Origin of the sequence: Streptomyces sp. GbtcB6 (assembly GCF_019091475.1) — a bacterium.
Lineage (GTDB): Bacteria > Actinomycetota > Actinomycetes > Streptomycetales > Streptomycetaceae > Streptomyces > Streptomyces hyaluromycini.
On record NZ_JAGXJL010000074.1, the window covers coordinates 23,781 to 38,717 of the forward strand.

Genomic DNA, 14,937 nt, shown 5'->3' on the forward strand with positions numbered 1-14,937 from the left:
ACAGGTCAGGGGTGGCGCTGGACGCCGAGCACGTCGAGCCGGGCGGTGTGCCCGTCGAGGCGGGAGCGGAAGTCGGCCCAGTCGGTGGTGCCGCTCCAGGCGCGGTCGGCGAGGGCACACAGCCGGGGGTAGGTGAGGTACTCGATGTGGGCGGGCGTCGTGACGAACTCGGTCCACAGCTGGGCCTGGGTGCCGAGCACCCGCCCGGCCACGTCCGGTTCGGCGTCCTCGGGTACGGGGTCATGGGCGTGGGCGGCGCGCAGATCGACGACGGTTCCGGGCTGGGCCGGCGGCTCGTGCGGGTCGGCGGTCTGGGCGTGGTCGAGGTAGGTGGCCCGGTGGTACGCGCTGACGACGGGGTGGCCGCGGCGTGCCGCCGTCAGGGTGTGGGACGCGTCGCGCCAGGTCATCACGGTGAAGTCGAGGGGCAGTTCGGCGCCGGTCTCGGCCCAGCCGACCGGGCGGCGGCCACGCCGGACGAGGAACTCGCCGATCTGCCCGAGGAACCAGCCGTGCAGGGCCTCGGGGTTCGGCAGGCCCTCCGCCGACGCCCGTTCGCGCGCGGCGGCGCTGTGCGTCCACTCGGTGGTGGGACACTCCTCGCCGCCGATGTGGATGTACGGCGAGGGGAAGACGTCCATGACCTCGTCGAGGACGTCGCGGCAGAAGTCGAGGACCTCGTCGTGGACGCCGAGGACGGTGTCGCACACTCCCCAGCGCGTCCAGACGTCGAGGCTGCGCTCCGGCTGGTTGCCCAGTCCGGGATAGGCGGCGAGGGCCGCGCGTACGTGTCCGGGCATCTCGATCTCCGGCATGACGGTGACGCCGCGAGCGGCCGCGTACCGGACCAGGCCGCTCAGTTCGGCCCGCGTGTACGACCCTCCGTGCGGGACGCCGTCGAACGTGCCGCTGCCGGCCGGGCCCTGCTGCGACTCGGCACGATGGCCGCCGATCTCGGTGAGCTTGGGCCGGGCGGTGACCGGCATCCGCCAGCCCTGGTCGTCGGTGAGGTGCAGATGGAACACGCTGATCTTGTGCAGGGCCAGCAGGTCGACGTAGCGGCGCAGATAGGAGACGGGCTGGAAGTGGCGTGCCACGTCCAGCATCGCGCCGCGCCAGGGGTGCCGCGGGACGTCGGTGATCTCGACGCAGGGCAGCAGCCACCGCGTGTCGGGCCGCGGGGTCTCCGACAGGGCCTCGGGGGGCAGGAGTTGACGGATCGTCTGGACGCCGCGCAGCAGGCCGGTGAGGTGCGCGGCGCGCAGCAGCACGGTGTGCGGGGCGATGGTGAGCCCGTACCCTTCGTCGCCGAGACCGGTGAGCCCGGGGGCGAGCGCCAGCGTGAACCGTCCGTCCGGGGACGGTCGCAGGGGCAGTCCGGTGGCGGGGGCGAGCAGGGTCCGCAGCAGTTCCGCGGCCGGTTCGGCGCCCGCTCCGATGTGCAGCGCGGTGTCGGCGTCGAGCGTGAAGTGCCCCGGCCGGAGTACGGCTTTGGCGGGGCGGGGGACGAGGGAGAGCGCAGATCGGTGTGCGGGCATGGGGCGCCTCCGGGAGCGGGTCGCGTGGGGGCTGGTGTGTGGTCAGCCCTTGACCGCGCCGGCCGCGAAGCCGGCGGTGACATGGCGCTGGAGCAGCAGGAACACCACGAGTGCGGGGGCGGCGAAGAGGGTCGAGGCGGCCATGGTGGCGCCCCAGTCGGTGCCGAAGACGTTCTGGAACGAGGACAGCCAGACGGGCAGGGTGCGGTGGTCCTGCTGCTTGATGATCAGGAAGTTGGCGTACGCGAACTCGTTCCAGGCGGTGATGTAGCCGAACAGCGAGGTGGCCATCAGGCCCGGGGCAAGGAGCGGGAACGCGATGTGCCGGAATGCGCCGAGCCGGGTGCAGCCGTCGACCTGGGCGGACTCCTCCAGCTCCGGCGGGATCGTGCCGATGAAGCCGCGCAGCACGATGACGGTGAAGGGCAGCGTCATCATGAAGTAGACGAGGGTCAGGGTCGGCAGCCGGTCGAGCATGCCGGTGTCCCGGGAGATGATGTACACGGGGATGATCAGTGACTCCCAGGGCGCCATCTGGGCGATGAAGACCATGAGCATGAACTGCCGCCGTCCCCTCCACCGCATCCGGGCGACCGCGTAGGCGGCGCCGAGCGCGATGACGAGGGCGAGCAGGACGGCGCTCAGCGTGACGAGGATGCTGTTGCGCCAGAACAGGCCGAAGCCGGCGGCGCCGACGGCGGTGCGGAAGTGGTCGAGGGTCCAACTCCCGGGAATGATCCGGGGGTTGCCGGACTGGATGTCGCGGGTCGGGGTGAACGCGGTGGCGACCATCCAGTAGACCGGGAACAGGCAGACCACGACCGTGACGACGGCGGCGGCGTTCAGGGGCAGGCGGCGGATGCGGGGCCGGGTGGTGCTCATGCGAGCTCGTCCTCCTGGCGGAACATCTGACGGAAGTAGAGGACCAGCACGCCCGACATCAGCACGACGGTGACCATGGAGGCCGCCGAGCCGAGGTCGTAGCGCTGGCTCGACAGGGCGGTCTGGACCGCGTACACGGGCAGGATCGTGGTGGCGTCGCCGGGCCCGCCGTTGGTCATCACCCAGATCTGGACGAACGCCTTGAACGTCCAGATCACTTCGAGCGAGAGCACCAGCAGGAAGATCGGCCGGACGATCGGGAGGGTGATCGAGCGGAAGATCCGCGGCCCCGACGCCCCGTCGAGCCGCGCCGACTCGTACAGCTCGGTGGGGACGGTGGTGAGGGCCGAGTACAGGGTGATCGCGGCGAACGGCACGGACTGCCACACGACGAGGACGACCACGATCGCGAAGGCGGCCGGGCCGTGCGCGAACCAGGGGTAGCGGTGGAAGGACTCGAACCCCAGGTCGGTCAGGACCGCGTTGACGATGCCGAACTCCGAGTGGAACAGCCACTGGAAGACGGTGGTCGCCGCGATGACGGGCATCGCCCAGGTCAGCACGAGCGCACTGAGGACCGCGGTCCGCCCGAACCGGCCCAGCCGCTCGACCATGAGCGCGACCAGGGTGGACAGCACCATGATCAGTACGACGTTGACCGCCATGAAGAGGAAGGTCCGGCGCACCACCTCCCAGAAGCGGCCGTCGCCCAGCAGCGTCTCGTAGTTCCGGAGTCCGACGAACCGCGCGTCGCCCAGGATGAGCTGGCGCAGACCGAAGTCCTGGAGCGAGATCACCACAGCGCGGACCAGGGGATAGACGAGCAGGTAGAGCATGCCGAGGACGGCGGGCGCGATCAGGACGTACGGCCAGATCCCGCGGCCGGCGGCCGTCGACGGGCGGCGCCTGCCCGCGGCGGTGGACCGCCGGGGTGGCCGGGTGGTGAGTGGGGGGCGGGACACGGTCTGCTCTCGGACTGCCGGCACGGCACTTCTCCTTCCCGTGCGTCGACGACGGTTCAGGAGCCGGAGTTCATCGCCGTGGTGATGGCGTCGGACGCCGTGGTGGCAGCCTTGTGCACATCGCCTCCGGTGAGCACGGCCGTCATGTAGTCCTTGATCGGGTTCTTGGCCTCGACCGCGGCCCAGCCGGGCGTGTTCGGTGTGGCGTGGCCCTCGGCCGCGCCGACCGCCATGGCCGCGGCGCCCGGGTCGGAGGCGACCGCGGAGGCCAGGGTGGTCTTGTTCGGGACGTAGCTCATGGCGAGGGCGAGCTTCTTCTGCCAGGTGTCGCCGGTGAGTTCCCTGATGAAGGTGTAGGCCGCGTCCTGCTTGGTGGAGGCCGTGGGGATGACGAGGTCGGAGCCGCCGGTGAAGACCGCGCCGGGCTTGTCGGCGGTCTTGCCCGGGATCGGGAAGAAGCCGAGCTTGCCCTTCAGCGCCGGGTTGTTCTGGATGACCACGTTGGCGCCGCCGGGTGTCGAGACGACCTGGGCGACCTTGCCCTTGGCCATGACGTCCGCCTGTGGGGGGTTGGCCTCGTCGGCGTCCTTGGGCCCCCTGCCGAGGGCCTGGAGCTTCTGGTAGAACTCCATGCCGCGGATCGCCTCGGGGGTGTCCAGCGTGCCCTTCCACTTGCCGCCGGACTCGGTGGCGAGGTCGCCGCCCTCGTCCCAGACGAAGCCGGCGAGGGTGTACCAGTTCTGGCCGGGCAGGTAGATGCCCTGCGTACCACCGGTGTTGAGCTTCTCGGTGGCGGCGATCCACTGGTCGCGGGTCTTGATCGCGGCCGCGTCGATGCCCGCCTTCTTGAAGAGGTCGGTGCGGTAGATGACGACGCGGTTGGCGGCGTAGTAGGGGATGCCGTACTGCTTCCCCTCGTAGGAGCCCGGCTCGGCGAGGCCCTTGAGCCAGTTCTGCCCGCCGAGTTCGCCGACCTTGGCGCTGAGGTCGAGCAGCCCGCCGCTCTGCGCGAACTGGGCGACCTGGGTGTTGCCGGTCTCGATGACGTCCGGGGCGTCGTTGCTGGCGAGGGCCGCAGTGACCTTCTCGCCGATCCCGTCCCACTCCTGGATCTGCACCTTGACCTTGATGTCGGGGTGGGCGGCCTCGAAGCCCTTGACGAAGTCGCTCTGGAACCGTGCCGAGACACTGTCGCGCATCAGCCAGACGTCGATGGTGGTGTTTTTGCCGGAGCCGTCGCCGGAGGCGTCGGAGGAGCCACTGCAGGCACTGAGCCCGGCCGTCATCAGGAGCGCGGACACACCGGCAAACAAGCGGAGCTTCACGGTTCACCTCTGGAGGACATGACCTGACCACCTGACCAGTGAAGTCCACTGGTCAGCTCACCTCTTGATGTGAGGACGAAGGTGGCATAGACCAATTGAGGCGTCAACCCTCCGTACAGCAACGGCATTTGGTGGGCAGACCAGGCGGAGTCCGGACGATCACCGCTCGGTGGCCGTTACACTTCCCGGAACCAAGAGGGCAGTTGCAGGTGACCACTGGTCAGCTGGTTAACTGGTCAACTGGGATTCCGGGCAGCAGGGAGCGCGACATGACGGCCGACGAACCAGGCGCGGTGCTCAAACGGGAGCGAGTGCGCGACTTCCTCCTCGACCTGGTCGAGTCACAGCGTCCGGGGGACGCGATCCCCTCCGAGCGCGTCCTCTGCGCCCGCCTGGGCGTGTCCCGCCCCACCCTGCGCGCGGCGGCCGACGAACTGGTCGCCGCGGGGCTGCTGGTACGGGAGCACGGGCGGGGCATGTTCGTCGCTCCGGAGAAGATCACCCAGGAACTCGTCTCCGGGCAGCAGGCCATGACCGTGCCCCGGGCCACCGGAACCTGGTCGAGTCGGCTGCTGGAGTTCACCACCATCCCGGCGGGCGCGCGCGTGGGCCGCAGGCTGCGCATCTCCCCCGCCGCCGAGATCGTGTACGTGGCGCGGCTGCGTCTGGTCGACGGCGCCCCGATGGCCATCGAGCACCTGCACATCAAGGCCGGTCTGGTCCCCGCCCTGTCCGCCGGGGAACTGGAGGCCGGCGACCTGTACGAGCACCTGCGCGAACAGCACGGCGTGCACGTCCAGGAGGCCGTCCAGGCGATCGAGCCGACCGTCGTCACCCGGGCCGAGGCCGAACTGCTCGACGTGCCCGAACTGTCACCGGCGCTGCTCTTCGAGCGCCTCACCTCGGACACCACGGGACAGCCCGTCGAGTACGTCCACTCGATCTACCGCGGAGACCGCTACCGCATCGTCTCCCGGCTCACCCTCGGCCCCGCGGCCACGGTGCCGTCGGCAGGCGTCGGGCACCATCCCGGCATCCCTCCGGGCGACTTCGCGCACGGCGACACCATCACGTCCTCCACACGCGGCGACATCCAGTCGGCACCGTGAGCCGCTGCGGGGGAGAACAGCACCGGGCTGCTCTCCCCCGCCATGCCGGAACGGATGTCAGATGGCCTGGGCGGTGGGCAGGATGGTGATCTCGGTCAGGTTGACGTGACGCGGGACGGCGGCCATGAAGGCGACGGTCTCGGCGATGTCCGTGCTCTGCAGGACGTCGATGTCGTGGATGAGGTCGGCCATCAGTTTGGAGGCGTCGGGGTCGGTGACGTGGTCGGGGAGTTCGGTGTCGACCATGCCGGGCTCGATGGTGGCCACGCGGACCATCCTGGGGCCGAGTTCGACGCGCAGCAGCCGGGTGAGGTGGCTGATGTACGCCTTGGTGCCGGAGTAGACGGAGAACTTCGCCAGGATGCGGGTGGCCGCGATCGACGAGGTGTTGATCAGGTCGGCGGGCCTGCCCGCCGCGGCGGACTCCGTCAGGTGCGGGACGAACGCGGCGATCACGTTCATCAGGCCGCCGATGTTGAGGTCGATCTGGCGCTGCCAGTCGTCGACCTTGAGTTCCTCGATGCCGGAGATGAGCTGGACACCGGCGTTGTTGAACACGAGGTCGGCCTTGCCGAAGCGCTCGGCGACCTGGTCGGCGGCGGCCTGGACGGCAGCGCGGTCGGTCACGTCGACGGCCAGGGCGAGCGCGGTGCCGCCGGCGGCCTCGATGTTCTTGACCACACCGTCCAGACGCTCCTTGCGCCGGGCCAGTACGACCACGGTGGCGCCGAGTCCGGCCAGCCGCTCGGCGGTGACGGCACCCATGCCGCTGGAGGCGCCGGAGACGACGGCGACACGGCCGGCGAGGGGGGTACCTGTGAGCAGGGCAGCAGACATCACAAAACCTCAATCTCTTTGATCACGGGGGTCGGAAGGCGGAGTGTCAGGCGGCGTCGTCGTGCGCGGTGGCCGCGGACTTCTCGCGCCACGGGGCGAGGTCGTCCTGCACCTGCTGGTACTTGACGTCGAGCCGCTCCAGCGTGTCGCGCCCGAGGTAGAGGTGCGTGGGCAGCTTCTCGGTGGCGGCCACCTCGACGATGAGGGCGGCGCCCTTGACGGGGTCGCCGAGCTGGGCGTGGTTGGCCCGGTCGATCCAGTCCAGGGTCACGTGCGCGGGGGTGTCGTCGTAGTCGCCGATGCGGTTCGCGGCGACCGACAGGGAGCTGGCGTCCAGGAAGTCGGTGCGGAAGACGCCGGGCTCGACGACCATCGACTGGATTCCGAACGGCGCCATTTCGGCGGAGAGCGCTTCGCTGATGCCGGCGACCGCGAACTTCGACGCCGAGTACAGGCTGACGCCCGGCTCGCCCTCGAAACCGGAGCGGGAGCCGATGTGCACCAGCCGTCCCGAACCCTGCTTGCGCATCACGGGCAGCACGGCCCGGGTGACGTTGATCAGGCCGAAGACGTTGAGGTCGAACAGTGACCGGGCCTCCGCGTCGGAGATCTCCTCCAGCGCGCCCAGCAGTCCGCGGCCGGCGTTGTTCACCAGGACGTCGATACCGCCGAACCGCGCCACGGCCGCCTCGACCGCCTGCGGAATGCTGTCGTTGTCCGTGACGTCCAGGGCGACCGCGAAGACCTTGCCGGAACTCTTCAGATCGTCCGGTACCCGCTCCGGATTTCGTACGGCGACCACGACATTGTTACCGCCTGCCAGAGCGGCGCGGGCGATTTCCGCGCCGATTCCGCGGGAGGCACCGGTGACAAACCACGTAGCCATGGGAAAACCTCTTTCGTTCTTTTCCCCCTGCGGGGGATTTCCTGTTGACGTATTCGAGTCTGTCCCTCCTCCGGAGCGATATGAAGGCAGCGGTTTTCCTGGGAGTCCTGCACCCAGGATGGGGCTCAGGTGCCGTGCGCGGGGTTCTGCCGGCGCGGCACTCCGGGTGCGCCGACGGAGCCCAGCAGGGCCAGCCCGTCGGCGGAGGGGGAGCCCGGCTCGGCCTGCAGGATGACGAGCTGCTGTCCCGGGACGCTGCGGATGTCGAGGGCCTCGTGGCGCAGCTCCAGGTCCCCCACGACGGAGTGGTACACCTGCTTGATCTCGTAGGGCGGGACCCGGGTGTACTCGCGAGCCCACAGGGCGCGGAACTCGCCGCTGCGCACCGACAGCTCACCGACCAGCTCCAGGACGCGGGGGTCCTCCGGGGTGCTCGCGGCGGTCTGCTGGAGGTCGGCGACCGCCCGGTGCCTGGCCCGCTCCGGGCTGCGGTAGAAGGACTTCGCGGCGGGGTCCAGGAAGAGCATGCGCAGGACGTTGTCGTGCTGCGCGAAGTCACGGTAGAGGGCGTCGGCCAGGGCGTTGGTGGCCAGCAGGTCCTGGGCGTGGCCGATGATGAAGGCCGGCGTCCTGGTCCAGCTCTCGATCAGCTGCCGCAGATGCGGCCGGACACGCTCGACCCGGACGGGTGCCCTGGTGCGACGGACTGACGGCAGCGCCAGCCGGAAGAGTTCCCGCTTGTCCTCGTCCCCGAGCCGCAGCACGCGGGCCATGGCCTCGAGGACCCGGGGCGACGGACTCACCTCACGGCCCTGTTCGAGCCGGCTGTAGTAGCTCAGGCTGACCCCCGCGAGCGTCGCGACCTCGTCGCGTCGCAGCCCCGGCACCCTTCGCCGGCCGGCGGTGAGCAGTCCTGCCGCCTCGGGGCTGAGGCGTTCTCTGCGGGAGCGGAGAAAACGACCCAGCCCTTCCACCGGGTCGAGGTGCGTGTCGTTGTCCATGTCATCGAGGCTAGGCGGAAAGCGCCCGGAAAAGTTCCGCCGACGGTGGGTGCATTACACCCAGGATTACGGGCCCCATGGGGCAGGACCGTGCGACACCACGGCCTGACGTATCGGCCACCCGCCCTCTCGGGCACGGACTCACCGTCTGCGACGAACGCACGACCTGATGTGATATTGCACGCCCGGCACTTCTCACAGGACGGAATCCATCTAGTCTTGCCGCATGAGCAATGGGACGCCTTTGGGTGATTTTCTCCGAGCCCGCAGAGAAGCCCTGAAGCCGCACGACGTCGGTCTGCCCGAACACGGGCGGCGCCGGGTGCCGGGACTGCGCAGAGAGGAAGTCGCGCTGCTCGCCGGAGTCAGCTCCGACTACTACATCAGGCTGGAACAGGGGCGCGAGAACAGCCCGTCCCCCCAGGTCCTCGATGCCGTGGCGCAGGCGCTGAAACTGGACGCGGAGTCCACCGACCATCTCAACCGCCTCTGCCTGGCCGCCTCGCAGCGCCCCCGCGACCGGGGCGACACGGAGGTCAGCCCGCAGCTGTTGCAGCTGATGGACGGATGGGATCACACTCCGGCCTTCGTCGTCGGCCCGGCCCTCGACATCATGGCGGGCAACTCCCTGGCCACCGCCCTGCACAGCGGTTTCGAGAAGTTCGACAACCTCGCCCGGATGGTGTTCGTCGACCCGGCGGGGCGCGACTTCTACCAGGAATGGGAGCGGGCCGCGCACTCCTGTGTCGCCGAGATCAGAGCCGCCTACGGCCATGACCCCGAATCCGCCCGCATCGCCGAGGTCGTGGCGGAACTGTCCGCCCGGAGCGAGGAGTTCGCCGCGCTCTGGCAACTCCACGACGTCAAGGGCAAGTCCCAGGAGGGCAAGCACCTCAAACACCCTCAGGTCGGGGACCTGCACATCAAGTTCGCGGCCTTCACGGTCAACGGGGCCCCGCACCAGCAGCTGGTGGTCTACCAGGCCGAACCGGCCGGCCCGACGGCGGCGGCCTTCGAGACGCTGAGGACCATGGCCACCCGGCCGAAGCAGGCCCGGGCAGGAGCGGTGGACGCGGGCATGTGAGCTGACCGCATGACCACGTGGCAGTACCTCCTGTAGACAAGCCCGGCGGGACGAGGTGACGATCCCGGGATCACAGAGAGCAAGGAGCAGGGCGTGGGCCCATTGTCGTGGAGCGCCGGGCTGATGACGGGTCTCAAGTGGTGGCAACGGGTGGTGTTGGTCGTGTGCCTGTGTGCGCTCACGCTGCCGTTGTGGTTCGCCGCGAAGAACACCTACCGGTTCGTCGACGGTCACCGGACGGCGACGGAAGGACATGTCCACTGCGACTGGGACGGCCCCTGCCGGGGCGCGTGGCGTCTGCCCGGCGGACGGCAGGGGCGGGGCGAGATCGAAGGTCTGACCTTCCAGGACGACGAAGAGCTCGTGACGGGCATACCGGTCTACGCAGGCGGGGACTGGGCTGTGGCCGACCGCTCCGACCTGGTTGTCGATGCGGCCCTGGAACTCGGCGGTGCCGTGATCGGCGCGGCTCTGGTGCTCTCGATGGCCTGGATCAGGTCCAGAGACCTCTGACCGATCGGCGTTCCCCTGCCATGCGGTCTCACCGAGATCACCGGAATCCGGTGAGGACCGCTCACCTGTCCCGCGGCGAACCTGAACGCGCGCCACCCCCCCGTACGTCGTCCACCCCCCGTGTGTCATCGACCGACCGGAGTGAACCCGCCATGTCGTCCACGAACCGCCGCTCGTTCCTTGCCCGCAGCGCGGCACTCGCGGCCGTGCCCACGGTCGCCGCGCTGGCCGACGGCGCACTGGCCGGCCAGGCGTCGGCCGCCACGCTGCCCGACTACGCGCCGATCCCGCCGTCCGCGCTCGGTCCCGCCGTCAACGCGCAGGGCTACTACGTGGGCCGGGTCGAGAAGAATCTGTACTGGGTGACCGACGGCACCTACCAGGCGGCGTTCCTGACGACCCGTGAGGGGGTCGTGCTGTTCGACGCACCGCCGTCCATCGGGCACAACCTGCAGCGTGCCATCGACGAGATCGCGTCCGCCAACGGCGTCTCCGGCAAAGTGACCCACCTGGTCTACTCCCACCACCACGCCGACCATCTCGGCGCGTCGTCGCTGTTCGGCCGCAACGTCGTACGGATCGGCCACGCCGAGACCAAACGGCTCCTGGCCCGCGACAACGACCCGGCCCGGCCGGTTCCCGACATCACCTTCGACAAGCGCCACACGCTGCGCGTCGGCGGGGAGCGCATCGAGCTGGCCTGGCACGGCACCAACCACACCCCCGACAACGTCTACATCCACCTTCCCGAGCGCGACACCCTGATGCTCGTCGACGTCCTCCTGCCCGGCTGGGTCCCCTTCGACAGCTTCAATCTCAACGAGGACGTCCCCGGCTCCGTCGCCGCCCCCGCCAAGGCCATGAGCTACCCGTGGAAGCACTTCATCGGCGGCCACATAGGCAGGCTGGGCACCCGCCAGGACATGGTGGTGTACCAGCAGTACGTGGACGACATCGTCGACAACGTCAAGAAGGCGCTCGCGACGGTCGACCCCACCCCGTACTTCACGAAGTACGGGAACAACGTGTGGGCTGCGGTCAAGGAGTACCAGGCCGCCCAGGTCGCCTACGCCGCCGAACCGGTCGTCAGGAAGTACACCGGCGTCCTCGCCGCCGCCGATGTCTACACGGCCAGTACGACGTTCATCATCCTCGAGTCACTCCGCCTCGACCTCGGCGTGGGCTCGCAGGTCCACGCCTGATCACGACCGGGATCGCGGTGCGGCCGGCCGACGCGACAAGTCGTCGCCGGGGTGCGGTGTTTCGCGTCGACTAGGCTGACCGCGTGCCTGGAAGACATGGCTCGGTACCCGGTCTGCCGGCCGCGGCGGCTCCGGTCCGCGTACCGGGGCGGGGCCGTCCCGGTCTCATCGGCCGTCGCGACCTGGTCGCCGCCTTGGAGCGCGCGGCCGAGAAGCGGGTGACGATCGTCTCCGCGCCCGCCGGCAGCGGCAAGACGTCGTTGCTCCGCGAGTGGGCCGACCGTCCGCGTGCGGACCGCCGGGTCGCGTTCATGTCCGTGCGACCGAACCAGCGGGACGCACAGCTGTTCTGGCTCGCGCTGCTGGAGGCGGTCCGCGCCGCGGCGGGCACCGGGGGTGCCGCCGAGCCGCCGCCCGCGACGCCCGGCTTCAACGGCGGCGCCATGACGGACAGGATCCTGTCCGAGGCGACGGCGTCCGGCGGAACCTTCTTCCTCGTCATCGACGACCTGCACGAACTCGGCTCGGCGGAGGCCACCGAGCAGCTCACGGCCCTGCTGACGGATCTTCCCCGGGGCGTCCACGCGATCCTGGCCACCCGTCACGACCCGCCGCTGCGCCTGCACAGGCTGCGGCTGGCCGGGGAACTGGCCGAGCTCCGGGCCGCGCAGCTGCGCTTCACCGAGGCGGAGACCCGTGAGTTCCTCGCCGCTTGCGGAGTCGCGCTGCCCGACCGCGTGGCGGGCATGCTGCATCAGCGCACGGAGGGCTGGGCGGCCGGGCTGCGGCTCGCGGTGCTCTCCCTGGCCGGGCACCCGGATCCCGAACGGTTCGTCGCCGAGTTCTCCGGCAGTCACCGTACGGTCGCCGAGTACCTGATGGCCGAGATGCTGGAGCGGCAACCGGCCGACGTGCAGCGTCTGCTGCTGCGCACCTCCCTGCTGGACCGGGTCAACGGCGAACTGGCCGATCTGCTCACCGGCGCGACCGGGTCCGGGAGCATCCTGCTGGATCTGGAGGACGCCAACGCGTTCGTCGTGTCACTCGACCCGGGCCGCACCTGGTTCCGCTACCACCGCATGTTCGCCGACCTGCTCCGGCTGGAACTTCGCCGCACGTTCCCGGAGGCCGTCCCGGAGCTGCACCGGCAGGCCGCGCGCTGGTTCGCCGACCACGCCCAGGCCGTCGACGCCGTTCGGCACCGGCAGGCCGCCGGCGACTGGGCCGAGGCGGCCCGTCTGCTCACCGACCACACCGTCAGCCTCACGCTCGACGGGCAGGCCGGAACCGTGGTGGCGCTGCTGAGCGACTTCCCGCCCCGAACCGGCGAGGAATGCCCTGAGCTCGCCCTGGTGTACGCCAACGCCGATCTGCACCAGCATCGCCTGGAGGAGGCCCGGGCCCGCCTGGAGATCGCCAGGTCGTACGCCGGCACGGCACCGGTCGGCCTCCGTCCTCGGCTGCGGATGGCGGCAGCCTCCCTGGAGCTGCTGCTGGCCCGGCTGCGCGGGCACTTCGACGACGTCTTCGAGCAGGCCGACGCGCTGCCCTCGCGGGTCGCCGGCCAGTCCAACACCGAGGTCGCGCTCGCCAGCGATCTGCGGGCTCTCGTCCTCCTGAATCTGGGCGTCACCGAGGCCTGGTCGCTGCGGCTGGCCGACAGTGAACGGCACCTTCTGGAGGGCGCCGCGCTCGCCCGTGACATCGGCCGCCCCTATCTGGAGGTGGCCTGTCTCGCCCACCTGGGTTTCGCCTCCGGCAACCGCTCCTTCGCCCTGGTCCGGCAGCGGTGCGAGCAGGCCCTGGCGCTGGCCGCACGGTACGGCTGGGAGGCCGAGGCGGTGATCGCCCCGGCGCAGGCGTCCTTCGCCGGGACGCTGATCTGCACGGGCGAGTTCGACCGCGGCGAGCGGTGGCTGGATCGCGCGCGGCGGGCCACGCGGTCCGGGGGCGAACCGGGCGTCCGGTTGCTGGTGCGTCTGGTCTCCGCGATGCTTCCGGCGGCGCGCGGCCGACACCGCGAGGCACTGGCCGAGTTGACCGCGGCCGAGGAGGTGCAGGCGCACATGGTGGGCCGGCACGGGCTGTCGTCGCACGTGGCCGCCTGGACGATGGCGGCTCAGGCCCGGCTCGGGATGGTCGGCGAGGCGAGGGCGAACCTCGCCGCTCTCGACGACCGGGAGGCCGCCGCCGGGGAGATACGCAACGCGGCAGCGGTGATCCGTCTCGCCGAGCGGGATCCCGCCGGCGCCCGCCGCGAGCTCCGGCCGGTCCTGGCCGACCGGGCCCCCGTCAACTCCTTCCTCACTCCGGTCGAGGCCCGGCTCCTGGACGCGCTCGCCTGCCGCGACCTGGGCGACGGCCACGCGGCGGGGGAAGCCGTGGAAGAGGCGCTGAACCTCGCCGAGGCGGACCGGATGATCCTGCCGTTCGCGATGACCGGCGCCTGGGAGCTGCTTGAGCCGGTACCGCAGAGGACGTCGCACGCCGCGCTGGTCTCCGACATCCTCGACGCCGTCCGTGGCGGCGCCCCGGGCGGGCCCGACCGGCCGGCTCCGGGGCCGGCCGAGGAGCTCAGCCCGAGTGAGCTGCGCATCCTGCGCTACCTGCCGACGAACCTCACCCGGCCCGAGTTCGCCGCCGAGCTGTCGGTCTCGCTCAACACCGTGAACACCCACGTCCGCCGGATCTACGCCAAGCTCGGCGCCGGAGACCGGTCGGCGGCGGTACAGCGCGGCCGGGAGCTGCGGCTGCTGTCGAACGGCGGCCGCGCCTGACGGTCGTACGTGTCATGGGTCCCGACCGTGTCATCGGCTACCTGAACGCATCCTGACCGCGCCTGGTGATCACCGCCCGGACACCGCTGCCGTCCGCCGTCCGCCGTCCGCACACGATGACCTCATGAACCTCCGCGCATCACGCCCGCGCGTACCGGCGTCCCGTCCCGCCCCTGCCGCCGTGACGGAAGAAGGTCGCCGTGAATCCTCGGCCTGCCGGCTCGGCCGCGCCGTGCTGCTCTCCCACGGCGCCGCTCTGCTGCTGCCGGGGCCGGGACGGTGGCTGCGCCGGCCGGATCGTCACCCGGGCCGCGGGCCGCGGCTCCCGCGGCGCGCCGGCGGGGGTCACGCGCCGTGGGTACGCAACCGGTGCTCGTAGGCGAAGATCACCACCTGCACCCGGTCCCGCAGCTGGAGCTTGGCGAGGATGCGGGTGATGTGGGTCTTCACGGTGGCCTCGGTCATTAAGAGCCGTTCGGCGATCTCGGCGTAGGGCAGACCGCTCGCGACGTGGTGATAGACGTCCCGCTCCCGTGCGGTACTCGTGTCGAAGGGCGCGCCTGTGGTGTCTTCGCGGGGCCAGGGCGCGATCTGGGCGAACCGGTCGACCAGGCCCCGGGTGATGCGCGGGGTCAGCACGGCGTCACCGGAGGCGACGGCGCGGATCGCCTGGTGCAGGACGGCCGGGACCACGTCCTTGAGGAGGAACCCGCAGGCTCCCGCACGCAGGCCCTCGAAGGCGTACTCGTCGAGGTCGAAGGTGGTCAGGATGAGGACCCGGGAGGCCACGGTGCCGGTGATGCTCCGGGTCGCCTCGATAC

Annotated in this window: 14 protein-coding genes; 5 read left to right on the forward strand and 9 right to left on the reverse strand. The window is 70.6% G+C overall.

Translation table 11 applies throughout. From position 1 onward, the window contains the following. Window positions 1–5: 5 nt before the first annotated feature. From KVT45_RS49945 to KVT45_RS49960, 4 genes are read right to left on the reverse strand one after another with little or no spacing between them, the layout of a single operon-like run. Complete coding sequence (locus KVT45_RS49945; protein ID WP_217560858.1) at window positions 6–1,538, reverse strand: beta-N-acetylhexosaminidase; 1,533 nt, start codon at window positions 1,536–1,538, stop codon at window positions 6–8. 42 nt (window positions 1,539–1,580) lie between these two features. Continuing rightward, window positions 1,581–2,420, reverse strand: coding sequence for a carbohydrate ABC transporter permease (locus KVT45_RS49950; protein ID WP_217560860.1), 840 nt, complete (start codon window positions 2,418–2,420; stop codon window positions 1,581–1,583). After that, entirely contained in the window at window positions 2,417–3,406 is a 990-nt protein-coding gene (locus KVT45_RS49955; protein WP_217560862.1) for a carbohydrate ABC transporter permease, read from the reverse strand. Before KVT45_RS49955 ends, KVT45_RS49950 begins: the two co-directional genes overlap by 4 nt. A 32-nt stretch (window positions 3,407–3,438) precedes the next feature. Further along, a complete protein-coding gene (locus KVT45_RS49960) occupies window positions 3,439–4,668 on the reverse strand; it encodes an extracellular solute-binding protein (RefSeq protein ID WP_217560890.1) in 1,230 nt (409 codons plus the stop codon). A 308-nt stretch (window positions 4,669–4,976) separates the two neighbouring features. Here KVT45_RS49960 and KVT45_RS49965 point away from each other — a divergent pair, with 308 nt between their 5' ends. After that, on the forward strand, window positions 4,977–5,816 hold the full coding sequence (locus tag KVT45_RS49965) for a GntR family transcriptional regulator (RefSeq protein WP_217560864.1): 840 nt from the start codon (window positions 4,977–4,979) through the stop codon (window positions 5,814–5,816). A gap of 57 nt (window positions 5,817–5,873) precedes the next feature. Here the strand turns inward: KVT45_RS49965 and KVT45_RS49970 are convergent, their stop codons facing one another. The 3 genes from KVT45_RS49970 to KVT45_RS49980 form a co-directional block, all read right to left on the reverse strand. Beyond that, window positions 5,874–6,656, reverse strand: a complete 783-nt coding sequence (locus KVT45_RS49970; protein WP_217560866.1) for an SDR family oxidoreductase — start codon at window positions 6,654–6,656, stop codon at window positions 5,874–5,876. A 43-nt stretch (window positions 6,657–6,699) separates the two neighbouring features. Beyond that, window positions 6,700–7,539, reverse strand: coding sequence for an SDR family NAD(P)-dependent oxidoreductase (locus tag KVT45_RS49975; protein ID WP_217560868.1), 840 nt, complete (start codon window positions 7,537–7,539; stop codon window positions 6,700–6,702). 125 nt (window positions 7,540–7,664) lie between these two features. Next, window positions 7,665–8,540: a helix-turn-helix transcriptional regulator gene (locus tag KVT45_RS49980; protein WP_217560870.1), complete on the reverse strand. Its 876-nt coding sequence runs from the start codon at window positions 8,538–8,540 to the stop codon at window positions 7,665–7,667. A 226-nt stretch (window positions 8,541–8,766) separates the two neighbouring features. On the opposite strand from KVT45_RS49980, the gene KVT45_RS49985 reads away from it, so the two are divergent. From KVT45_RS49985 to KVT45_RS57915, 4 genes are all read left to right on the forward strand, one after another. After that, window positions 8,767–9,624 carry a helix-turn-helix transcriptional regulator gene (locus KVT45_RS49985; protein WP_217560872.1) on the forward strand — a complete coding sequence of 286 codons (858 nt, stop codon included), beginning with the start codon at window positions 8,767–8,769 and terminating at the stop codon, window positions 9,622–9,624. Window positions 9,625–9,717: 93 nt separating this feature from the next. Continuing rightward, window positions 9,718–10,137 carry a hypothetical protein gene (locus KVT45_RS49990; protein ID WP_308311119.1) on the forward strand — a complete coding sequence of 140 codons (420 nt, stop codon included), beginning with the start codon at window positions 9,718–9,720 and terminating at the stop codon, window positions 10,135–10,137. Between the two features lie 152 nt (window positions 10,138–10,289). Next, window positions 10,290–11,339 carry an MBL fold metallo-hydrolase gene (locus KVT45_RS49995; RefSeq protein WP_217560874.1) on the forward strand — a complete coding sequence of 350 codons (1,050 nt, stop codon included), beginning with the start codon at window positions 10,290–10,292 and terminating at the stop codon, window positions 11,337–11,339. Between the two features lie 83 nt (window positions 11,340–11,422). Beyond that, the gene (locus KVT45_RS57915) at window positions 11,423–14,116 is read left to right on the forward strand and encodes an AAA family ATPase (RefSeq protein ID WP_217560876.1); all 2,694 of its coding nucleotides are present in this window, start codon (window positions 11,423–11,425) and stop codon (window positions 14,114–14,116) included. Window positions 14,117–14,255: 139 nt separating this feature from the next. Here the strand turns inward: KVT45_RS57915 and KVT45_RS50005 are convergent, their stop codons facing one another. Beyond that, window positions 14,256–14,465: a hypothetical protein gene (locus KVT45_RS50005; RefSeq protein WP_217560878.1), complete on the reverse strand. Its 210-nt coding sequence runs from the start codon at window positions 14,463–14,465 to the stop codon at window positions 14,256–14,258. Continuing rightward, on the reverse strand, window positions 14,462–14,937 hold a 476-nt coding region (locus tag KVT45_RS50010), incomplete at its 5' end, for a response regulator transcription factor (RefSeq protein WP_217560880.1). The genes KVT45_RS50005 and KVT45_RS50010, both read right to left, overlap by 4 nt.

Bases quoted from the DNA above. Each gene is read 5' to 3' on its own strand.
- KVT45_RS49945 (WP_217560858.1), bottom strand. From the start codon at position 1,538: ATGCCCGCACACCGATCTGCGCTCTCCCTCGTCCCCCGCCCCGCCAAA.
- KVT45_RS49950 (WP_217560860.1), bottom strand. From the start codon at position 2,420: ATGAGCACCACCCGGCCCCGCATCCGCCGCCTGCCCCTGAACGCCGCC.
- KVT45_RS49960 (WP_217560890.1), bottom strand. From the start codon at position 4,668: ATGACGGCCGGGCTCAGTGCCTGCAGTGGCTCCTCCGACGCCTCCGGC.
- KVT45_RS49965 (WP_217560864.1), top strand. From the start codon at position 4,977: ATGACGGCCGACGAACCAGGCGCGGTGCTCAAACGGGAGCGAGTGCGC.
- KVT45_RS49975 (WP_217560868.1), bottom strand. From the start codon at position 7,539: ATGGCTACGTGGTTTGTCACCGGTGCCTCCCGCGGAATCGGCGCGGAA.
- KVT45_RS49980 (WP_217560870.1), bottom strand. From the start codon at position 8,540: ATGGACAACGACACGCACCTCGACCCGGTGGAAGGGCTGGGTCGTTTT.
- KVT45_RS49985 (WP_217560872.1), top strand. From the start codon at position 8,767: ATGAGCAATGGGACGCCTTTGGGTGATTTTCTCCGAGCCCGCAGAGAA.
- KVT45_RS49995 (WP_217560874.1), top strand. From the start codon at position 10,290: ATGTCGTCCACGAACCGCCGCTCGTTCCTTGCCCGCAGCGCGGCACTC.